The organism is Roseovarius sp. D0-M9, from assembly GCF_037083805.1.
Lineage (GTDB): Bacteria > Pseudomonadota > Alphaproteobacteria > Rhodobacterales > Rhodobacteraceae > Roseovarius.
The window spans coordinates 1-22,429 of record NZ_JBAPKZ010000008.1; the positions used below are offsets into that span (position 1 = coordinate 1).

17 protein-coding genes and 1 pseudogene are annotated in these 22,429 nt (G+C 58.5%); 9 read left to right on the top strand and 9 right to left on the bottom strand.

Annotation, left to right across the window (positions count from 1 at the left end):
• Window positions 1-275 precede the first annotated feature (275 nt).
• Window positions 276-557: a helix-turn-helix domain-containing protein gene (locus tag V8352_RS07175; RefSeq protein ID WP_336423594.1), complete on the bottom strand. Its 282-nt coding sequence runs from the start codon at window positions 555-557 to the stop codon at window positions 276-278.
• Between the two features lie 236 nt (window positions 558-793).
• Between V8352_RS07175 and V8352_RS07180 the strand changes: the two genes are divergently transcribed.
• On the top strand, window positions 794-2,557 hold the full coding sequence (locus V8352_RS07180; protein ID WP_336423595.1) for a DUF262 domain-containing protein: 1,764 nt from the start codon (window positions 794-796) through the stop codon (window positions 2,555-2,557).
• 447 nt (window positions 2,558-3,004) lie between these two features.
• Here the strand turns inward: V8352_RS07180 and V8352_RS07185 are convergent.
• Window positions 3,005-3,160 (bottom strand): annotated as a pseudogene (locus V8352_RS07185) (IS481 family transposase); the annotation flags it as partial.
• Between the two features lie 409 nt (window positions 3,161-3,569).
• Between V8352_RS07185 and V8352_RS07190 the strand changes: the two are divergent.
• The 7 genes from V8352_RS07190 (at window position 3,570) to V8352_RS07220 (ending at window position 11,628) form a co-directional block, all read left to right on the top strand.
• Entirely contained in the window at window positions 3,570-4,718 is a 1,149-nt protein-coding gene (locus tag V8352_RS07190) for a C4-dicarboxylate TRAP transporter substrate-binding protein (RefSeq protein WP_336423596.1), read from the top strand.
• A 72-nt stretch (window positions 4,719-4,790) separates the two neighbouring features.
• On the top strand, window positions 4,791-5,276 hold the full coding sequence (locus V8352_RS07195; protein WP_336423597.1) for a TRAP transporter small permease subunit: 486 nt from the start codon (window positions 4,791-4,793) through the stop codon (window positions 5,274-5,276).
• Entirely contained in the window at window positions 5,276-6,583 is a 1,308-nt protein-coding gene (locus tag V8352_RS07200; protein ID WP_336423598.1) for a TRAP transporter large permease, read from the top strand. The genes V8352_RS07195 and V8352_RS07200 overlap by 1 nt, the downstream gene beginning before the upstream one ends.
• Window positions 6,584-6,629: 46 nt before the next feature.
• Window positions 6,630-8,663, top strand: a complete 2,034-nt coding sequence (locus V8352_RS07205) for a hydantoinase/oxoprolinase family protein (protein WP_336423599.1) — start codon at window positions 6,630-6,632, stop codon at window positions 8,661-8,663.
• On the top strand, window positions 8,664-10,286 hold the full coding sequence (locus tag V8352_RS07210; RefSeq protein ID WP_336423600.1) for a hydantoinase B/oxoprolinase family protein: 1,623 nt from the start codon (window positions 8,664-8,666) through the stop codon (window positions 10,284-10,286).
• 22 nt (window positions 10,287-10,308) lie between these two features.
• Window positions 10,309-10,647 (top strand): GYD domain-containing protein, encoded by a 339-nt coding sequence (locus tag V8352_RS07215; RefSeq protein ID WP_336423601.1) that lies wholly within the window; start codon window positions 10,309-10,311, stop codon window positions 10,645-10,647.
• A gap of 69 nt (window positions 10,648-10,716) precedes the next feature.
• The gene (locus tag V8352_RS07220) at window positions 10,717-11,628 is read left to right on the top strand and encodes a LysR family transcriptional regulator (protein WP_336423602.1); all 912 of its coding nucleotides are present in this window, start codon (window positions 10,717-10,719) and stop codon (window positions 11,626-11,628) included.
• 122 nt (window positions 11,629-11,750) lie between these two features.
• On the opposite strand, the gene V8352_RS07225 is transcribed toward V8352_RS07220, so the two are convergent.
• From V8352_RS07225 to V8352_RS07240, 4 genes are all read right to left on the bottom strand, one after another.
• A complete protein-coding gene (locus tag V8352_RS07225; protein WP_336423603.1) occupies window positions 11,751-12,290 on the bottom strand; it encodes an ATP-binding protein in 540 nt (179 codons plus the stop codon).
• Between the two features lie 2 nt (window positions 12,291-12,292).
• Window positions 12,293-12,976 carry an IS21 family transposase gene (istA, locus tag V8352_RS07230; protein WP_336423604.1) on the bottom strand — a complete coding sequence of 228 codons (684 nt, stop codon included), beginning with the start codon at window positions 12,974-12,976 and terminating at the stop codon, window positions 12,293-12,295.
• Window positions 12,977-13,054: 78 nt separating this feature from the next.
• The gene (locus V8352_RS07235; RefSeq protein ID WP_336423605.1) at window positions 13,055-13,522 is read right to left on the bottom strand and encodes a GNAT family N-acetyltransferase; all 468 of its coding nucleotides are present in this window, start codon (window positions 13,520-13,522) and stop codon (window positions 13,055-13,057) included.
• Between the two features lie 863 nt (window positions 13,523-14,385).
• Window positions 14,386-16,488: a hypothetical protein gene (locus V8352_RS07240; RefSeq protein ID WP_336423606.1), complete on the bottom strand. Its 2,103-nt coding sequence runs from the start codon at window positions 16,486-16,488 to the stop codon at window positions 14,386-14,388.
• Between the two features lie 251 nt (window positions 16,489-16,739).
• Between V8352_RS07240 and V8352_RS07245 the strand changes: the two genes are divergently transcribed.
• Entirely contained in the window at window positions 16,740-18,506 is a 1,767-nt protein-coding gene (locus tag V8352_RS07245; protein WP_336423607.1) for a hypothetical protein, read from the top strand.
• 231 nt (window positions 18,507-18,737) lie between these two features.
• Here V8352_RS07245 and V8352_RS07250 read toward each other — a convergent pair whose 3' ends face one another.
• The 3 genes from V8352_RS07250 to V8352_RS07260 all read right to left on the bottom strand — a co-directional run bounded on the left by V8352_RS07250 (window position 18,738) and on the right by V8352_RS07260 (window position 22,427).
• Window positions 18,738-19,976: a hypothetical protein gene (locus V8352_RS07250; RefSeq protein ID WP_336423608.1), complete on the bottom strand. Its 1,239-nt coding sequence runs from the start codon at window positions 19,974-19,976 to the stop codon at window positions 18,738-18,740.
• 121 nt (window positions 19,977-20,097) lie between these two features.
• Entirely contained in the window at window positions 20,098-20,925 is an 828-nt protein-coding gene (locus V8352_RS07255; RefSeq protein ID WP_336423609.1) for an SDR family NAD(P)-dependent oxidoreductase, read from the bottom strand.
• On the bottom strand, window positions 20,922-22,427 hold the full coding sequence (locus V8352_RS07260; RefSeq protein WP_336423610.1) for a tripartite tricarboxylate transporter permease: 1,506 nt from the start codon (window positions 22,425-22,427) through the stop codon (window positions 20,922-20,924). Before V8352_RS07260 ends, V8352_RS07255 begins: the two co-directional genes overlap by 4 nt.
• Between the last annotated feature and the right edge of the window lie 2 nt (window positions 22,428-22,429).

Genomic DNA, 22,429 nt, shown 5'->3' on the forward strand with positions numbered 1-22,429 from the left:
TTGCCGACACCAAAGCAATCCTAGGATTTGTGAACTGCGCATCCGTGACTTCGCCTGACCTGAAGTTCGCCACTTGCTTTTCGGATAGGAATGGCTCGCTCCCGTCGGGCAGTCCTATCGCCGGGTCCCAATACTGCGGCGAAGTGCCAGAAAAACGACGGCTGACTTACGGATGCATTGTGGTGCCACCGCAGTCGGGATTTGAATGCTTCGCCCCCCTGAATAAAAATTCATGAAAACGTAAAGTCGCGGACACTCTCGCCTAGATCCGGTAGCTAATCTTGACCGTCTATCTTCGCATGCTCTCCCAGAGATTCATCCTCGTAATAGTGCTCTACCCTCGCGATCAGGTCCTGCATCCGAACGCCCAAACCGAGGCTCAAGGCGTGCAGCGCGGAGAGAGAAGGTTGCCGGCGTCCGGTTTCCAAAAGCGAGATGAACCGGGCTGAAACATCGGCACGCGCGGCAAGTTCTTCCTGCGTCAGTCGAGACTGCTCGCGCCCTTCGCTCAGCGCGGCCGCGAATGCTGCCACAAGTTGTTCGTTTTGCCGATCCATACGGCAACCAATTCCGCATGGGTTGACATGTCGCCACGAACAGTTGTTCTATCTGCGCAAATGAATGAATTCGCCATGCTGGAGTGTGGATGCAATACGCATCTCATAGCGGCGGGAACGCCGCCGTCTGAAGCCAGCTGGCGTTTCTGTCCGTATCCCTAGCTCGCAACGACCGCCACGGACTCAGCAGAGGCTGACGAAGTCTACAAGCCGCAATCAGCCACCTCGGGAGCCCCATGAGCTACGCAACTATTTCAATCGGAAACCTTCTCACCGACATCAATTCACGGTATTTCCTGCCTGCTATCCAAAGGCCATACGTCTGGGGGGCCGACCAGGTGATCACTCTCATCGACTCGCTCCTGAAAGGGTATCCGATCAGTTCATTTATGTTTTGGTCGATCGATCAGGCGCTAAAACGCGAACTGAAGATCTACAACTTCATCGAGAACTGGAAGCCGGGCATGCAGAACCCGACCGCATCGACGGATGGCCGGGATATCATTCTGGTGCTGGACGGCCAGCAACGCCTCACGTCGCTGTTGATCGCACTGCGGGGCACATTTTCCGAGAAGGCCAAATACAAGCGTCGGACGAGCGCCGATGCGTGGACGACGAAAACCCTCTACCTGGATTTGCTAAAAGACCCATCCGCCGAGAGTGAGGAAGATGAAACCGATCTCGGGGTCAGCTTTGGTTTGCGGTTTCACCCCCATTCCCCGCGAAATGATCATCGCCATCACTGGTTCCGGCTTGGCGACATGCTGAACTATCCGAGAGAAGATCAGCTAGAGGCCCTCATCGACGCGACTTTGGAAAAGGTGCACCATGGTGTGACAGCCTATGAGCGGGAGCTCGTCACAAAAACGCTACGCCGACTTCATCAGGTGATCTGGTCTGACGAAGTGATCAACTACTACACGGAAACCAGCTCGTCGGTGGACCGCGTGCTGGATATCTTCGTGCGCGCCAATGATGGTGGCACCAAACTGTCGAAATCCGACCTGCTCATGTCACTGATTACCTCAAAGTGGGAAAACGGGTCGGCCCGCGATTCAATCTTTGGCTTTGTCGATCACATAAACAATAACTTGGGCAACCCGAACAAGATCAACAAGGATTTTGTTCTGAAGGCCTGTCTGGTTCTGTGCGGCTTCGACGTGCACTACAAGGTTTCGAACTTCACAAATCAATCCATTGCCGAAATCGAGTCAAACTGGCCAGCAATCAAGGATGCCCTTGAGCGCACATTCCAACTGTTGAATGCGATGGGCATCAGTGCCGATAACCTCACGTCCTTGAACTCCGTGCTGCCAATTGCGTGGTATCTGTTTCATGAACCAGAAGCGACATTGCGCGGATCGTCAATTTTCGACCAGCAGAATGCGAGGGCCGTCCAGAGGTGGCTGCTCAACAGCCTGCTCGTGGGGGCCTTCGCGGGAACCTCGGATCGAACGATTGCAATCGCGCGTGCTACACTGAAAGAGGCGCGCCAGACCAGCCGTGATTTCCCTGAACAGCGACTATATCACTCCTTGGCTGTTGGTGGGCGCATCACACAATTGGATGAACGGGCCGTCGAGGATTTGCTCGAGCTCAAGTATGAAAAGGGCAAGACCTTTCTTGTCCTGTCGCTTCTCTACGGTGACCTTGATTGGAACGGAACGGTCTACCACGTCGATCACATCATTCCTAAAGCACATGCCAACCGCCGAGTTCTCATGGGGATGAACATGCCGGAACATCGGATTCAGGACATCACCGGGTCAGTTGATCGACTTGGAAACCTGCAATTGCTGTCAGCGCAAGAGAACATGGAAAAGGGTCCCCTGCCTTTTGAGTCCTGGATCACGGGGCGGAGTGATGCCTATCGAGATAAACATCTGATTGATTACACGCCTGACCTTTGGGCCGCGTCGATGCTACCGGATTTCGTGCATGGCCGAGAGCGGTTGATCCGCCAAAGGCTGCTGAATTTGACGCAACGAGAAGCAGCCTGATGCCAGAGGCGAGGTGGACCTATCTACGGTCTGCTGGTGGCCGCTCTGAAGGACATCGACCTACCGTGGGCGGAAACCCCGAACGGATGACGCGGCTTCCCCACCCATCAGGGGTTTTGCCGACACCAAAGCAATCCTGGGATTTGTGAACTGCGCATCCGTGACTTCGCCTGACCTGAATTTCGCCACTTGCTTTTCGGATAGGAATGGCTCGCTCCCGTCGGGAAGACCTATCGCCGGGTCCCGGCATTGACTCGAAGTCCTAGAGATTACCAGAGCGATCGATGGGGATGCGTCTTGGCGCCGCCGCTTCCGGGGGATGAAAGCTCCCATGTTGCGCCTATCTGTGCGGCTACCAGACGTTTGCGTGCATGATGGCAATCAAGATTACTCTGAGCGTATCCCTGTCGGCCCCCAATGTCGGCCAGAGCGCCCGAGAGAGCTACTTAGGTCTTGGATTGTGGCACGCTTGCGCCACTTCGCTACCGTCTTGGGGTTGATCCCAAATTCCTGGCTCAGTTCCGAGAGCGAAGCTTGCGAGCGCTGTATTGCTCCTCTGACGGCATGCGTTGTCGTGGCGCTCCCGTGACGAACTTGTCCCATATGGCTTCCTTCCATTCCATAGAAAGGAAGGATCACACCATCAAACCGGGGGATCAAACACCTAGGGGAAAGATGCTGACGCGCGCTACAAGGCAAATGATTAGGTTCTTCAGACGGCAGAAAAACTGGGACATCACCTAACCGAAAGATATGCATGTCGGGATCGATTCGCACCGATCCGAAAAGGTAGTTTGATATCGACGCCCGGGCAGCGGCAGAGCTTGGCGCGCACTACCGCGATTTTCAAAAAGAGTGGTTCATCTGCGCCAAGGCCGTTGACCGGGCACTCGTTTGACCGTGCGATTGATACCCAATTTGGTATCATGTGATGCAAACTAAGTATTGGATTAATCAATCCTGATCCTGTTCACTCGCTAAATCAGAAGTTTCCAACTGAAAGGATGTTATCATGACAAAACTATCCGTATTCAAGTTGTCTGCCATCGCCCTGTCCGCTTCACTTCTCGCAGCGCCTAGCACGGCGATCGCTGATGATGTCGTCGAGTTCAATGCGAGCGTCTGGCTGCCAGCCACTCATCCATTGGCCAAACACTCCTATGTCGAGTGGCTTCCCCGTCTTGAAGCCGCATCGAACGGGACGCTCAAGCCCCAACTTTTCACCGGCCCCGTCCTGCTTGCGCCCAGTGAGCATCTGAGTGGCATCCGTGACGGCATCGCGCAGGTCGGGTATCATGCCGGCACCTACACGCCATCGGACATTCCCGAGGACAATGTGCTGGCCCAGGTGGCCTTCGGCTACGACGATCCTTTCCCGGCCGCATTTGCGATCACCGAGGCGAACATGACGTTGCCGCAGCTTCAACAGCAGTGGAAACGCAATAACATCGCCTATCTGGGCGGATATTCCACGTCGCCTTACGTGCTGCTGTGTTCTAGCAGGATCGAAACGCTTGCCGACATGGCCGGCAAGAAAGTGCGTGTGCCGGGCGCCGCACAATCCGATTGGCTCGCGAGCGTCGGCGGGGTTCCGGTGAACGTGCCATCGAGCGAAATGTATGATGGACTGGACAAGGGCCAGCTCGATTGCGCTGCAATCTCGGCCATCGATCTCAAAAGCCGTTCGCTGTGGGATGTCGCCGATCATGTGACGCTCATAAGCCTTGGCCTTTACTGGTCGGGCTACTCGCAAGGCGCGAACCGCGATTTCTGGCAGAGCCTGACCGATGATCAGCGTCAGGCGTTTTTCGACACTCTGCCCGAGGCAATGATCGACGAGACTATCCAGTATATGGATGGCGACGCCGAAGCTCTGGCCGAAGCACCCGATCAGGGCGTCACCATAGTTCAGCCTGCCGACGACCTGATCGCATCGGTCAGTGACTTTAGCACGGTGGTCCGCGGAAATGCCGAGAAGCTTGGAGCGGATACGTTCGGTATCGATGACTCAGACGCGCTGCTGTCAGGTTTCGAGGAGATTGTCGCAAAATGGGAAAAGCGCCTCGAAGGCGTGGACCGGAGCGATCGCGATGCGCTGGTCAAGATCGCCCGTGAGGAACTGTTCGGCAAGGCGGACGCCTCGACCTATTCGATGGACTGAAGCAACTGAGAGAGGGCTGAGAGAATGCTTTCCACTGTTTCTCGGCTTTTGCGAGGCCTGAATGCTGCGATCATGGCAATTTCAGGCCTCGTTCTTCTCCTGATGATGTTCCTAGTCTCGGCGGATGTGTTCGCCGCGACCTTTCTGGGCAAGCCGCTCCAGAACGTGATCGAGATCGTCGCCTATTACATGATGGTCGGGATCGTCTTTCTCCCGCTAGGCAGCGCCGAATTGCGCGATGAGCATATCAAGACGGATATCTTCACGCAGATCCTTCCGCGCAAGCTGTGGCTCGTCACCCAGACGCTTGTCGGATTGGCGGGCGCCGGGATGCTCGGTCTTCTGCTCTACGTCTCCTTTGACAAGGCCGTGCAGGCAACAACGCGCGGCGAGATGATGATGGGCACCACAATGATAGACATCTGGCCGAGCCGGTGGATCGTGGTCTTCGGGATCGCCTTTTTCCTGATTTGTCTGATCTTCGCCACCGCGCGCCAGCTGTTTCAGGCGCCAGAGCCTGACGGGCGTCCGGCAGACCGCATTGAAGGGGGGCTGTGATGTCTGGAGAAGCAATCGGTGTCATCTGCGTCTCGCTCGCCCTTTTCATGATCCTGCTGCGGCTCAGTATCGGTCTCTCGCTGATCATCGTCTCGTTCATGGGATTTGTCTGGATCGCGAATGCAAAGGCGGCCCTGAGCATGATCGCTTCGGTGCCCTTCGCGTTTGTCGGCGACTGGAATCTCTCTGCAATCCCGATGTTCCTGTTCATGGGATATGTCGCCAGCGCGACGGGTCTGACCACCGGCTTGTTTCACACGGCGCGGCTGTTGCTATCGCGCCTGCCGGGCGGGCTGGCCGTGTCCAGCGTCGGGGCCAGTGGGCTCTTTGCGGCGGCGTCCGGGTCCAGCATCGCCACCTCAGCGGCGATGGCCAAGATCGCAACGCCGGAAATGCTCAAACACGGGTATCACCCCGGCCTCGCCACGGGGGTCATCGCGGCGGGCGGCACCTTGGGGTCGATGATCCCTCCCAGCATCCTGTTGCTGCTCTACGGTTATTACGCCGAAGTCTCCATCGGACAGTTGTTCATAGCCGGTATCATCCCCGGTATCCTCACAATGGTGTTCTACTCGGCGATGATCATCATACGCTGCAAGCTGAATCCGAGTCTTGCGCCGCCAGTGGACGACCATCCGCAACTGCGCGAAATCCTCCTCGCTCTGCGCGATGTCTGGCCGCTTCCCGTTTTGATCATGAGTGTCATGGTGGGTATATTTGTGGGATTCTTCACACCGACGCAGGCCGGCTCCATCGGAGCGCTCGTTGCCTGCCTGATCGCTGTGGCGCGCGGCGCGATGACGTGGCGGGCGCTGCGCAGCGCGATCAGGGAAACGCTGCACGGAACGGCTGGCATCTTCCTGATCCTGATCGGGACCACGATGTTGACCAATTTCCTTGCGCTGTCGGGTCTGCCGACCAGCATATCGGCGGGCGTGCTTGACGCCGGGCTTGGCACCTACACGCTGCTTCTCGGTATCGCCGTCGTTTACGTCTTTTTGGGGATGTTCGTCGATTCTATCGGCCTCATGCTCCTCACCCTTCCGATCATCATGCCTCTGGCGGATGCCTATGGGATCGACCTGATCTGGCTCGGCATCATCGTGGTCAAGCTGCTCGAGATCGGGCTCATGACACCGCCCGTTGGGCTCAACGTCTATGTCATCAGCGGCGCCGTGGGCAACGCGGTTGCCCTGAACACGATCTTTCGCGGTGTCGCGTGGTTCATCGTGACCGACCTGATTTGCCTGTCGGTGATCGTCGCCTTCCCCGAGCTTGCGACCTTCCTGCCGCAGTTCATCAAATAACGACGATTCTCCGAGCAACGGAGCCAGCATAAAGGATTTGCAGCAAATGACGCGCAAGACGACCCGTGTCGGTATCGAAGTCGGTGGCACGTTCACCGATATTGTCGCCATAACTGATGGCGTCATGCGTGTGGCCAAGGTGCCCAGCACGCCCGCCTCTCCGGATGTGGGCGCGATCAATGCCCTGTCCAAGCTGGACATCGCGCCGGCAACCATCAGTGAATTGATCCACGGCTCAACCGTGGCCACAAACGCAGTGCTGGAGCGCAAGGGCGCACGCCTCGCGATGCTCGTGACCAAGGGCACGCGCGATATTCTGTCGTTGCAGCGCCATGACCGCAAATCCATCTACAACCTGCAATATCGCAAGCCCGAACCGATCATCGAGCGAAACCATATCTACGAGATCGACGGACGGATGGCCGCTGATGGCGCCATCATCGAACCACTGGACGAGCACGCCATCCGCGCCTTGCTGGACCGGATCGTCACATCCGCAGACTACGATGTCGTCGTGATCTGTCTGCTCAACAGCTATGTGAACACGGCGCACGAGGCCAAGGTAAAGCAGATCTTGCTGTCGGTAGATTCCGGCATCGCCGCAATCTGTTCGTATGAAGTGTCGCGGGAGTTCCGGGAATATGAACGCGCATCGACCACCGTTCTGGCCGGATTCGTTCAACCTGTAGTCAAGGGCTATCTGGGCCGGCTCGCCGCCAGCCTCGCCGAGGACGGATTCGATGGCGGGCTGAGCGTCATGCAATCCAACGGCGGGCGAATGCCGGCAGCCTCAGTCGGCGACCAGCCCATCACCGCCTTGTTGTCGGGACCCGCCGCCGGGGTCGTGGGGGCAATCAAGGCGGCTGAGACGCTCGACATGAAGGACCTGATAACGCTGGACATGGGCGGCACCAGCACGGATGTCGCCATTATCCAGAACGGGCGCCCCGGCATGACCGCGCAGCTGGAAATTGATGGTCTGCCCATCAGGACCCCAGTTGTCGATATCGTTACCGTGGGGGCCGGGGGGGGGTCGATTGCGTGGATCGACGATGGGGCAATGTTGCGGGTCGGGCCCAGATCCGCCGGCGCCGACCCAGGACCTGCCAGCTATGGCCGGGGCGGGATTGAGCCGACCGTGACGGATGCCAATCTGGTGCGCGGCAGCTTGCGCGCCGAGACGCTGATGGAGCAGGGGATTAACGTCGACCTGGACGCGGCGCTTACCTCGTTCGACGCCATCTCCAATGCCCTGTCGCTGTCAAGCGGCGACATGGCGGATGCCGTCATCCGGGTAGCCGAATCCAACATCGTTCGTGCGATCCAGAAAATTTCTACCGAACGGGGCAACGATCCCAGGCGTTTCACGCTGGTCGCGTTTGGCGGGGCCGCCTCGCTCCACGCCGCCCGCGTCGCCGAGGAGTTGAACATCGACACGGTCCTGGTGCCGATGAATGCCGGCGTGGTATCGGCCACCGGGCTTCTGAGTTCCGATTACGTCCACTATACCGTTGCCACGCAGCGCCACCGGCTTGCCGAGCAAAATCTTGCCGACATCCAGATGACCATCGCCGGGCTCAAGGCGAAGGCTCGCGATCACCTCGTTCAGGAGGGCGTCAGCGGTCCGCCCAGTTTCGACGTCTTTCTCGAAATGCGGTATGTCGGACAGGCTTTCGAGATATCGGTCAAGTTGGACGAGGCGAACGACGCCCCCGGCATTGACGAAATCGGGCGCGCCTTCGCCGCCGAGCATCACCGGATCTTCGAGTTCTCCAAACCCGCGGGTGCATTGGCTGACATCGTGTCGTTCCGCGTCGGTGCGCGGATCGCGGCGCAAGCTGTCGAGCCGGAGAAGGAGACGGATGCGGATCGGGCCCCGGACCCCGCACAATTTGTCGAGTTGCGCGAAAAAGAGCAGACGCTGCGGTGCGAAGTAATGCGCTCGTTATGGCTCGGTGCCGAGGCGCGGCCCGGGCCTCTGCTGATCGAGGATGGCACGACGACCATTCTGGTGCCGACCAACTGGACCGCCCGCCGCACGCAATCGCAGCATATCGTTCTGAAACAAAGGACAGCATAAATGACGCTTTCAGACGTGGACAACGCAATTCTCAATCGGGCGCTCATCGCGGCGAGCCACGAAATGGGGGCTAAGCTGATCCGCAGCGCCCACTCTCCGATCGTGCGCGAGGCGCAGGACTGCTCCGCGGCGCTGACCGACCCTCAGGGCCGTGTAGTGGCGCAGGCGGAGCTTACGGCGATCCAGTTGGGATCGATCTCGCATACGCTCGAGACGTGCCTTGCGCTCTTCCCCGCCGAGACGCTCACGCCGGATGATTTCCTCATCAACAACGACCCGTTCAATGGCGGTCAACATGTGCAGGATATTTTTCTCTTCTCTCCGATCTTCTTCGGGCAGGAGCTTATCGGGTTCAGCGCATCGGTCGTGCATCACATCGACGTCGGCGGCGGCGCGCCTGGCCTGAACGCAGAGGCGCGTGATGTCTTTCAGGAGGGGCTGATCTTCCCGCCAACGAAATACAGCTTCAAGAGGGACTGGAATGGTGGGCCGCTGGAGCGGATGATCGCGGCCAATGTGCGTCTGCCGGAATCCACCATCGGTGACCTGAATGCGCAATTCGCGGCAAATCTGATTGGTGCCAAGCGCCTGACCGTTCTCGCGGAGCAATATGGCGTGCCAAAACTGCTGGCCGCGATGGCGGGCGCCTTGAATTACTCCGAGCGGCGCATGCGCAACGCGATCATCGAGTTGCGTGATGGCGTTTACACGGCCGAGGCCGAGATCGAAGGCGCGACCACCGCGATCGCGACGACGACGATCCGCACGCAAGTCAGGATCGACGGCGATCAGATGGACATCACATTCGACGGAACCGACGCGCAGTTGGACACCAATCTGAACTGCCCCTACGCCTCGACCATCGCGGCCGCCATCGCTTGTGTGAAATCCGTGCTCACGAGTGACGATGTGCCTTTTAATGATGGCATCGCGCGCGCCGTCCGGGTCAGTGCGCCGTTTGGGACTGTCCTTAATCCCCGGCCCCCGGCCGCTGTCAGGGCACGCCTTCTGGCCAGTCACCGGGTATTCAACAGCATCATGATCGCCCTGTCGGAGGTGTGCCCCGAGCAGGTCATCGCCGAAGGGTTCGATACGACAACACCGATCTGCCTGTCGCATCAGGGTGCGTCTGGATACAATATCTACCTTGAAATTCTGGGCGGCGGATATGGCGCGGGTGTGAACAATGATGGCGCGGACGGTGTTGATTGCCCTTTATCCAATTGTTCCAACATCCCCATAGAAGCGCTGGAAATGGATTATCCGTTCATGCGGATCGAGAACTATGCGCTACGCGCAGGCTCGGGCGGCATGGGGCGCAGGCGCGGCGGGCACGGATTCGAGCGCAGCTACCGCGTGCTGGAGGATGGGGTGTTGTTTTCGACCTATACCGATCGCTTCAACATCCAGCCGCGCGGGCTGCGCGGCGGAATGCCCGGCGCGACCTGCTCGATCCATGTCGAACGCGGCGAGACAAGGATCGCGCTGACCTCCCGGTCAAGCAGCAGCCTTGAAAAGGGCGATTTGCTGGTGGTGCGAACCGGCGGCGGGGCTGGCTATGGAGACCCCGATGAGCGCTCCGCACACCTGAACGACAAAGACCAACGTCTCGGTCTTTTGTGAAACTGAAAGAAGGATATCCGGCATGAGTGTCAAAGTTCTCTACCTCGTGAAATATGAAAATGATCAGAAAGCCGCCATGCTGTCGTCGGAGACGATGCGCGAGCGGGCCGCGATCCATCGCAAGGCCATCGCAGATTTCGGCGGCGTGCCGATCGCGCAATATGCGACGTTCGGCGAGTATGACATGGTCTACATCTACGAGATGCCCGACAACGCGCATCTGGCGGCTAATCTGCACCTAACCGACTCCTACGGGCTGGCAAAATATTCCAAGGCGATTGTTCTGATGTCGAACGAGGAAATGACCGAATCCATGGCCATCGCTGCGAACACGAAAACCGGGTATTCACCGGCGACTTGATGGCGATGCCGTTTCGGCTCATGGTGCGCAGTAAGCCGATGATCCGGCAACGCTCAAGGATGACCTAGGATGTCTGTCCGACCCACCATCCGCCATCTAATCGTCCTAAAAACGGTTGTCGAGGAGCGCAACGTCACAAAAAGCGCGGCGCTCCTGAATTCGTCGCAACCGTCTCTCAGCCGCACGATAAAGGAACTTGAGGCAATCGTCGGGTGCCAGCTTTTCGATAGAACTACGAGGTCGATCAACCCCACCAACGCCGGGCGCGAGCTCTATGCGCGCGGCATCCAGGTTCTCAATGATCTCGATGCCGCGGTTACCTTGGCACGAGACGTCGCCGATGGCCGGTCCGGGGAGTTGAAGATCGGGTATATGGACTTCGCGATTGTTGGTCAGCTTCCGGGCATCCTGCGGCGCTTCAGCAAAAAGAACCCGCGCGTGCGCGTCGATGCGCAATGGCACATGTCGCAAGATCAGATCGACTTGCTGATGAAGGGCCGGATGGACGTGGGGTTCATCAGCGGGTCGCCAACCGTCGGGGCACTTGAAAAGCGCGAAATCTCCCGCGAGCGCCTGATCGCCGTGTTTCCCGAAACTCATCCGTTGGCAAAGCAAAAGTCAGTCAGTCTTTCCGATCTGAATGGTGAGAACCTCGTGCTCGGGGATGAAAACTGGTATCACTACACTGATCTGTTGATCGAGCTATGCGTCCAGCAGGGGTTCGTGCCCCGCGTTTCACAAACGGCCAGAACGCGCGACGGCATCCTCGGGTTCGTCTTGGCCGGGGCTGGAGTTACGATCTATCCCGAATGCATTCTGAATGCGCCAAGGCAAGGTTTGCATTTTGTGCCCATCGAAGGCATCGGCCGCCCGGTGATCATTTCCGTGGTATGGCGGAAAAACAGTCAGAACCCTGTTCTGACCTCTTTTCTGAGAGAGGTTCATCCGCCTGAGGCGCATCCTGAAGCAACGAAAACCTGAGTTTCGTGCTGAGAGTGCGTATTCTGGAACATCCGCCCACCCATTCCGACAGCATGCGCCCACCTGTTCCGGGCTATCCGCCCACCTGTGACGCGTTGCCGTGAGGCAGCGTGTTTCGGGTATCAGGTTTGAGGCATTTCGTCATCCAGTTTGGCGATGGTTTTGCGCAAGGACGCCCCCTCGAGTTCGAGGCGGTAGGCATTGTGAACGATGCGATCGAGGATGGCGTCGGCGAAGGTGGGTTCACCGATGACGTCATGCCAAGCCTTGATGGGCAATTGGCTGGTGATCATGGTCGCACCGCGGCCATACCGTTCTTCGACGATTTCCATCAGGTCGCGGCGCTGCGTGCCCGTCAATCGGTCCGGTCCCCAGTCATCCAGGATCAGCAGCTGTGCTTTCGTGATGCTGCGGGACAAGCGGGGAAAGCGCCCGTCGCCATGGGCCAGTTCCAGTTCTTCGAAGAGGCGTGGCATCCGCTTGTAGACCACGGTGACGCCGTCGCGACAGGCCGCTTGCGCCATGTCCTCGAGGCTGAAGAACTGAAGGTTGCGCAACCGTGCCAGAATCCACCGCTCGACCAGCAAAACCGCGACCTCGGGCTTTGCTTTATCCTTCGGTTTGTGCGGTCGCGCCGGCACCACGGCCGTGTCGTAATGCATGGCTAGATCCGCGTAGGTCCGATTGATCGCAGGGTCGTAGAAGCAGGCCTTGGTGACCCGGCCTTCAGATTGTCGGACACAATCTTCGCCGTCACGCCCCCGAAGAAGCCGAAGGCACGCACATGGCTCGCGATCCAATCCGGCAATGATTGCGTCCAGGTCGCCTCCGCAAAGGTATAGCTCGAGGCCCTGAGGGCCGCGACAAACAGCTGTGCTGGGCGCACCTCGCCGGTCATGGGGTCGATCACGTCGACCGTGTGTCCCGCGTAATCGACAAACAGCCGCTCGCCCGCCGGATGGCGCTGACGCCGCACCGGCGACAGCCTGCCTTCCCACCGCGTGTAAAGCTCGCAGAACCGGGAATAGCCGTAGCCTTCCGAATGATCGGCGCGATATTCCTCCCACAGCAGCGACAGCGTCACGCCCTCGCGGCGCAACTCGCGGTGAATATGCGGCCAGTCAGGCTGGGTCGCGCGATTTGACACATCACGCGCCGTCCGGGAGTAGATTTGCCGTTCAAGGTCAGTGTCAGAAAGGCCTGGCGGCAGCGGCCAGCTCAGGCCCAACTCGTCGGCCCGCTCAAGGTAGCCCCGAAGGGTGGTGCGCTTGATCGCCAGGCTTGCCGCAATCTGCCGCGTCGACAGACCCTCGGCTGACAGCCGCAAAACATCTCGTATCTTCCGCATCGGCAATCTCTTCATCGGGCTTCCTTCGTGCCAAAAGGGCGGAAGGAAGCCGGTTACAGATTGCCTCGCAGCAGCACGTCACAGGGGTGGGCGGATCTCCAGGTCCAGCCGCATCGTGGCCATGCCTTGACGACGGGACAGCTCCTCGTAGCCGGCTGAGAGATAGGCATTGAAAGCTGGCACGTTGTCGAGCTCCACCTTCAAGGTCAGGATCAGCGCGCCGAGTTCCCGCGCCGCCTGCTCCACGCGCTCCGTCAGCTCCGCGGCAGCCCCGCCGCGCGCCTCTTCGGCGAGATAGACATAGGTGAGGTGTCGCACTTCCGGCCCGACGCCCTCCCGTAGAGCGAAGAACCCAACGTCCCGTCCCGCAACATCATGAAGGTAGAAGGAGACGTCCTCACGGTCTCCAAGCCACTTGTGATGCCATTCCATCTCGTCGAAGGGCACTTTTGCATTGGGATTGAGCAACGGAATTTCCGTGTCCAGCAGCATCGCTGCCAAGGGTGCTAGATCGCGGTCACGGTTGCGACGCAGGGTGAGTGCCATGGGTCCTTCCTTCGGCTGGGCCCGGCGCCAGTCCGCCAGGGTGCATCATGAACGTCGCGCGCCTCACACAGATGGCCCGTCCTCGTCAACCGGGGAGGCTGCTGAAACTCTGGACGGCCTGACTAACGGCGCAACCCAGACCCAGGCTCAGTAGCTCAGGGAGGCCCGCCTTCAAGCACGCCGGCAGGACCGATATCCTTTCAGCACGACTTCTTCAGAAGCAGCCTGTTAGTGCTTGACAGTAGTTCGCGGCCTTGAGCACATCCCTGAAACGAATCCCAATGTCGGTCAGAGCGCCGGAGAGACTCACTGAGCCCCAATATGCTCGTGAAGGCTCCTTGGGGTGGCCGATGGACCGACATGCGCACTCAGCGGCCACTATAGGCGCTCCCAGAGGTGCATGGTTCATGCTGGGAATGGGATGTGGCTGTGGCGTGGGTCGAAGAGCCCTCAGTTTCGTGTGCATACTTCCCTGTATGGTCAATCTGTGCGATGATGACGCAAGTGTGAATCATTGGTTTGCTCAAATAGCTCTTACCGCCGGATTTTCGGCGTTGATTTCCCGGATGGCACCACTGGCTTCAACAGATGGTTGCCGATGGGTAGATGGCGAGAACACCAGTAAATGCTTACTTACGGGCTTTTCCTTTGGTTCTTGGTTGGATGAGCACATGTGGGCTTCTAATAACTGGGTCACCTTATACTATACCTACCCACCCCACCTCTCTACACTGATAGCACACCCACACCCACACCCCACTCATTTCCTATAGCACCAGCAGTGGAAGCAAAGGCAGCGAAACGTTGGCACATGGCTGACAGGGCTCCCTGACAGCAGCCATGCTCCTCGTGCGCATTGGAACCTACTTCGTGGTGAAACCGCTCCAGCGCCTTTTCAGCTCATCAAGTGCATCGCCGATGACGTCATTCATCTCGCGCCAGTCGTCGAGCCCCATTCCTTCGCGTTCTGTCTTGCGTAGTAGTTGTTGACCTGCCTGCTTCTTCGCCTTCCTTCTCTCCAGATCGAGCGCACGCAGCCGTAGGTCAATCCCGTAGACGCCGCGTGTGCGCAACTGTGCCTCAGCGTCCTCTAGAAGGTGCTCCGAGGGCTCGGTCCTGGGAAGCTTGAAGGTGAGGAGGTCCTTGGTGAGCTTCCGGAATGAGATTTGGCTTAGATCGTCAATCGTGCTCAGATCACGTTTCTTCAAAGTGTTTGTCCCAGATATCGTGACTTCTATTCTGGCGCGGCGGTCTTGATCTGCCAGAACCTCCAGTGTGTTCTCATCTCGACTTCTTCGGTCTGCGATCTTGTGCTGAACGCTGACGTGGAAGGGTTGGTATTTTGCACCTTTCACGACAGTCGAGTTTAGGAAGATATCGTAACCGGGATTGGTCGTAAGAATGCGATCCCGGATCGAGTGATTGTAGATGTTCCCATCTGTCTCGTGACGGTCGTTTCTTCGGCGAGAATTCTCATGCGCGAACAGATAGCGAACCTTTGGAACAACCTTGCCGCGCTCTGTTTCCCGTTCATAAATCTGGCGCGCATCTGCATCGCGCGGCCTTATCGAGTCGGGATCTGAAAAAAGACTGGGGCGCGTCCAATGATGGCGTTGGAGAAGTCCAACCATCCTTTCCCGGCGCAAAACGGCCTCCTCCGGCGTGGTGGATTGCTTGGGATAGAAATCGACGGATATCTCGATGAGGTGCAGCTTCACCGACCCGACAATTCCATAAGCGCCATCAATGGTTCTCACGATTTTGGCGAGGACATCCGGCGTCGGCTCCTGGATCATGATTGCGAGCGGGTAACCTGCGAGGTTCTTTGGATCGAAAGCGAATAACGGTGCGCCCCATCCCTCTCCCAAATCTTGATTATGCAGAATGTCTTTAACGTAGCAAGTTGCCTTGGCTTTGTTCTTGATCAAACGATTGAGCACGCTCGCCTTCGTAGGCTTGTTGACCTGCAGAGTAATCACCATTCTGTCGATTAACGCATGGAATCTATAGTCGCGCCGGATATTCGCATCCGGCTTCATGGTGATCCTCCCCTCCCGATCAGCGCGCATACGTCCAGATGACGAAGTTGCGGACGCCGCTGTCGGCACATATCGGAGCCGGGAGGCCAGTTTGGTGCTTGATGGTAACCGCCGATACTCCTCGGCATGCGCTTCGGACTGATATTCGAGCGCGATCTCAAATGGGACGAGCGTCGCACGACTGTGCACGTCCGGCTCTGCAAAGATATCCGATTGACCAGTCCGTGAACCCGGCAGCAAGCCGGTTATCGCATCCAGAGCGCGCTTGATCTCCGGCGAGGTCTTGACCTTCTTGCCGCCGTGGGTGGCAGATCCGGATTCCAGATGCTGTAAATAGTCGGCCAAAATGCGCTTGGCAGAGCGGAGTGTGGCGTCGAGGTTCGAAGGCTTGATCTTTTCATCGAACAGTTCTGTCCATTGACGGGCTAGGGCGTGTTTTGTGATTTCCCGCTTGCGACCTTCGCGTCCTTGGTCCTTCCGTGCGCGTTTCTTATTCTGGACGGCCAGTTTGATCTCGGCCATTATCGCAGCGACGCATTTCAGGATCTTCTTGGTATCTGGCTGCCTTCCGGGTCGTAGGTTCGCACCTGGACTGCCGGCAATCAGCCAATTTCCCAAGACCACAAGCTCCGCGTGTCTTCTTAGTTCGCCTTTTGCGTTGATCGCATCGGCGGACGTGGGGGGTGTCTTCTTCTCCATGTCTGCCCGCCGCCGGGCCATTACGGTGTTCGCCCGCCGCACGAAGCTCTCAATGGTTGGCGCAGTTTCAAGCTCTCCGACCTCGAAAAGCTCTGACTGAGCGGCCAGTTTTTTCTCACGAGTTCGCCATACTAATTCTAAGCTGCGCATCCAATACCACTCCGGTGAGAAATCGAAATCGGAGTATGAGCAAACAGTGTAATCAGCAAGGCCGAGGCTGCGATCCACGATGCCAAGGTGTAACCCAATCCGATGTGAAGCTTGTCGCAAGAAGCAGCTCCCGCCCTGCCGCGCTTTTGCGCAGCGATCCGGACCCGAAAGGACTGGCTGTATCTGTCCACGATCCTGGATCTGCATTCCCATCGCGTGATCAGCTGGCGAGGCCCAAATATTTGACGCGATCGGCGAGCCTCCCTACTGTCCTCGCGTAAACCAAAATGGGAGAAACCTCGATGCTGACGAGATTAAAACGACCTTGTTTGGCTTTCGCTCTGGCAGCCGCGGTCGCCGCGCCACTTTCGGCACAGGACGCGCGAACCACTCTGCCCCTTGATGCCTTACAAAGCGGCGGCGCAGTTCAGCTGGTGGCCAACAGCGCCTACCTTCCCGCAGAAGGTCACGAGGCCGCCGCGACACCTTTCAACGGGACACTTCGTCTGGAGGCTGTTGAGATGCAGATGGAGCCGGCGCTGGAAAGCCGCGAGGTAATGGGACAGGACGCGATGATATTTCCCGGCGTCGAACTGCAATTCTTCACCCACGAGGGCGATCTGGTTCCCACCACGCAAGCGGTCATCACTCCGGACGAGGACATGTCCAATGGCAGCTTCTGGCAGATCATCATTCAGCCGGGCCGGGTCTGGTCCGAAGAGGGTGACAACGGCTGGTCGAGGGCCTCGTTTCCCTTCGCGCTGATGAACCGCCTGGAAACCGATACCCATAACGGGGTCGCGAGCTTCGCCTACAAGGATGGCGCGGTGACCGATGTGCGTTTCCAGATCACACAGCAGACTGCTCCTTTCTACATCCCGACGCATTTTCAGGCCTGGGGCGCCCTGGAAGCGGAATACACTCCAGCGACGCCTGCCGAATTCGACGAGGCGCGCACGAGCTATGCGACCGAGCTTGAGGATCGTATGCCCACGGCCCCTTGGTCCGAGCTGGTTGCCGCGTCGCCCGCGGGCGCGCTGGACGGATTCGAGGGCGATACCGTTCCCGAATTTACCGTGATGCATGCCGCTGTCAAGGACGGCACGCTCTACTATCAGCCCTCGGAGACGCCGCAGGGCCCCTATCCCTACCCCACGGAAATGCGCTTCGGCGTGTGGTCGGTGACAAAGTCCGTGGGCCCGGGGGTCGGCATGCTGCGCCTCGCCGAGAAATACGGCGACTGGGTTTTCTCGCTGAAGCTGATCGATTACATCGACATCGACCCGCCGCATGACGGCTGGGAGGATGTCACTTTCGGTGACGCGCTGAACATGGCCACGGGCCTTGGCGGCGGAACCGTGCAGGCGAACCCAAACAGCTTCTCGGTGGATTACAGCTTTGCTGGTGCCTATGACGAATGGTATCGCGCCCGCTCGGAAGCGGAGAAGGTGAAGCTGCTCGAGAAGGTCGGCAATTACCCGTGGGGGCCGGGCCATGTCGCCCGCTACCGCGACCGAGACATGTTCTCGCTCGGTGTCGCGATGGATAATTTCCTCAAATCCGTCGAAGGAGAAGACGCCAATATCTGGACCATGATCGCCGAGGAGGTCTTCGAGCCCATCGGAATCCATCATGCGCCCATGAACCTAACGTTCGAGGAAGACGGTAAGATGGGGCAGCCGATCATGGCATGGGGCTGGTATCCCACTCTGGACGATCTTGCCAAGGTCAGCGGTCTGTTGCAGGCACATGGCGCTCATGACGGGCAACAGATCCTGCACGAGGGCAAGACGCGCTCTCTCTTTTCGATCGAGGGTGCGCTCGAGCAAGGGCCATCGACAGAGCTGAAATATGGGGCGCTTCGTTACAAGATGGGGCACCACTACGTCCCCTTCAAAACCTCGGATTCGAGCGAGACGATGTGGATTCCCTTCATGTCCGGTTGGATCGGAAACCGTGTCGTCCTGGCACCAAACGGGATGACACTGATCCGCATCTCCAATGCGTGGCCCGCCCCCGATGAGGCAGCCGCTGCCGCCGAGGATCCGACGCCAATGATGGAAGCGGCGCACCGTCTGGTGCCGTTCGACAAGTGATTTGAACGTTACTGGCCTATACAGGGAGCCGCCCGAGGTAAAGCGGCTCCTTCTCATTTTTCACTCTGCCTTGGCGCATCATCAAATTCAGAAGAAATCATGGGGTGGGCTCGGTAACCTGAATGCATGTCTAAGATCTACGCCAACACAACACCTACGGACGCCATGCGGACCCTCTTCAAGGTCGCAGCGGAGGACAAAAGACACTCTTTAGATCCCTTTTGGCGGGTCTTACCCCTGCAACGAAATGAATGTGGCGACGGCGCAGAACAGTCCCACCAGCAGCAGTGCCAGACAGGTGAGCTTGATATTCCCTGAGCGCACAAGCGGTCCCGCTTCCAACCCCATGATGCGACTGGTGATGAGAACATTTGCGGTGAATGGCGAGGATGCCGCAGTGATGCCCCATCCAATAATAGCGGCAAGCGCCAGCCAGACCAACGCAGGTTCTGGGACAAGCGGGTGAAGCACGCCCAGCACGATGCTGGCCGAAACGATTGGGTTGATCGCCCAGAGCCCCGCACAGACCATTCCAGCAGGCACTAAGGCGATGATTGCGGGTAGGAAAAGGTCAGGCGGTGCTGACAGCGCTCCGTCGAAGGACGCGATGGCATTGGCAATCACGGCTCCGAGGAAGCCTGCGCCGGACACGATCACGATCTCATTGACCCCTGTTTCCGCCGTGACGGCCAGTTCGTGATGCAACTTCGGCGCGGTGCCAATCCATGTCTGCAGGGCCCACCACGACAGTGAAAAAGCCAGAACACCCAAGAGCACTGACGCAGGCATCGATAGTTCAGCCAGCTGGTTCAAACCAAATGCGACCGCGACCAGAAAGACAACCCTCAGCACCACTCGCACAAGGATCATCTGTTCAGGTAGCGAGGGCAAAGCTCGGGCCAAATCGGGTTGAGCTGCGGCGCTTTTCGAGAAGAAGTAGCCGGCGGCCACGTAAAGCACTCCAGCACCGATCCCGAACGGCAGAATCTGAAAATAATCGACCTCCGGCAGGATCGACAGTGTGATGATTGTCGACAACGCCAGTGGCGACCACATAGGCATCGCGGCAAAGCCACGGAGCATGGCAAGGGTCAGATCTTCGACCGCATTCTGACGCATGAGCGTGTCACGGCTTTGGGCGAGCAGCGTCGCCATCAAGCTGGCCGCCCCGAAATTGAGGAAGATCGCAAAAATATGCGTGCCAAAGGTGACGAAGAGATACCGCGCCCCGCGCGGCCGACTTGCGACGATGGACGCGGCGCGGCGGATGTCGGGCGCACGCGAGGCGGAGCGGCTCAGCATGCCGAGTGCGATCAGGAAGGCCCCGAGGAAAATCACTCTCGACATGGCGTCGGAAGCCGCAAGCCAGCCAGCGATCCAGCCCCATAGGAACAGGACCGTGACAATGCTCCCGATGATCCGCGCGGGCCGGTTGAGCTGGTGCCGGTTCAGCACCGCCAGAGCGATCAAGGCAAAGGCCACAGGTTTTTCGGGCACCGGTATCAGGATCGAGGCAGCCCCTGCCCCAAGAAGGTAAAGGGCAAGAGCGGCGTTGAGCATGTCTTTCTTGGGGTTTGCCATGGCGGGCCTGTCAGCCGTCCATAGCTTGGCGAATGCTGGCCGACAGGCCACCATCGACCATCAGTTCGGTTCCCGTTATGTAACTTGCCCTGTCCGAGGCCAGAAAAACCGCAGCCTCCGCGACGTCCCAAGCAGTGCCCATCCGGCCAAGTGGACACTGCTGTGCCCGGGCCTCGCGCATCTCCGTTTCGCTCCGGGCTCCATAGCTTTTCGCAAGAGTTATGCCGATCCGGGGCGTATCGATCAAACCGGCGATGATCGAATTCACTCTTATTCCGTCTGGAGCCAGCTCGACGGCGAGGGCACGTGCGAATTGGTTGGCGCCGGCCTTGGTAGCAGAATAGGCTAGATGCGGATAGCCAACATGCCGAACCGACGCGATCGACGAGGTAACGTTGATCACACCCCGTCCTTGCGCCCGCATCATTGGCAGCGCAGCTTGGGACGCAACATGCAGTGAGGTCAGGTTGGCGTCGCTGATGCGCCGCCAGTCCGCAGGACTGGTGTTCTCGGATGGCCCACTTTTGCCAAGGCCGACGTTACAATGCAGGATGTCCAGTCGTCCGTGCCGACTCTCTATCCCGCCTATCAGGTCTGTGATGCTGGTGTCGTCCAACACGTTAACCGAGCACGCCTCGGCGCTGCCACCCTCGTCGTGGATTAGCTTTACGGTGCCGTTGGCCGACTCCAGATCCATGTCCGCTGCGACCACGTGCGCACCCGCACGCGTCATGCTTATGGCGATCGCCCGGCCGATACCGATGCCTTCGGCAATCGACCCAGCGCCGATCACAAGCGCAATCTGGCCCTCGAGCTCATTTCTAGATGCCGTGCTCATGGCGCACCCGAGGCGCGGATTGCGTCCCGCTTGACGCGCGTTGCTCGCAGCTCACGCCGAATACCCACAAACAACGAGAACAACGTGATGACAATAAAGATCCAGCAGATCGGGCTGCGGAAGAAAATCAGGATATCCTCGGAGATCAGGAACGACCGGCGCAAGTTGTCCTCGAATAGCGGACCAAGGATAAAGCCCATCAGGAAAGGGGCCGCAGCCATGTTGATCTTCATCATGATGAAGCCCAGAAGGCCAAAGGCCAGCATCACCCCCACGTCGAACATCTGGCTTTGAACGGCATAGCTGCCGAAGACACAGAACATCAGCACGATCGGTAGCAAGATATGGCGGGGAATGTCCGCGATCCGGGCAAAATAGCGGATTGCCAACTTGCCCGACCCCAGCAGCACGATGGAGCTAAGCATGATCCCGATGAATATTGCATAGATAATGGTAATGTTATCCTGGAACATCAGCGGCCCCGGCGTAAGACCCTGCAACATGAACGCACCGAGGATCACCGCTGTGACGACATCACCGGGTATGCCCAGTGCCAGAAGCGGAATGAGCGTCGCTCCAGCCACGCCGTTATTCCCCGCCTCTGCAGCAGCGACACCCTCAATATTGCCCTTACCGAAGGTCTCTGGTGATTTCGAGGTGCGCCGCGCCTCGCCATAAGACAGAAAAGCTGCGGCGGTGGCACCAGCACCCGGAATTGTGCCGATGATGACACCGATGAAACTGCCGCGAAAAATGGACAGCAGACTGCCCTTGAATTCCGCGAGCGTGACGCGGCTCTTGTCGGCGGTCTTGACCGTGAATGGAGCGACCTTGCGCACATAGAAGTCGATTACCTCGGGCAGTGCGAACAGACCGATCAGAAGCGGGATGTAGCTCATGCCCCCCATCAAGTTGAAATTTCCGTAAGTGAAGCGCTGGGTGCCGTATACGAGATCGAGCCCGATTGTTGAGGTCAGCAATCCCAAAAGCCCCGAGATCAGCCCCTTGGTCAGTGACGATCCCGAGATCGAGATCACCACCGTCAGTGAGAAGCAAATCAGCCAGAAATATTCCGGAGGTCCGAAGGCCAGCGCCAGACCCGCGATGAGACTGGCGAAGAAGATCAGCGACAGGTTGGACAGGAAATCCGCGATGCAGGACGCATAGAGCGCCATGTTGAGCGCCTTGCCCGCCTGCCCTTTCTGGGCCAGAGGATAGCCGTCTAGGAGGGTGCACGCCGCCGCAGGCGTGCCTGGGGCGCGGATCAGGATCGCCGTAATCGACCCTCCGAACACGCCGCCCTTATAAACTCCTACCAGCAGCAGGATGCCTGTGACCGGATCAAGATTGAAGGTGAAAGGCAGCGCCAGTGCCACGGCCATCGTGGCCGTAAGGCCTGGTATCGCGCCTACGACAACACCCAGACAGACACCGGCGGTAACCGCCATGATGTTTCCCAGTGTAAAGAACAGCTCGAAGCCAGTTGCGATGTTTTCAAACATGG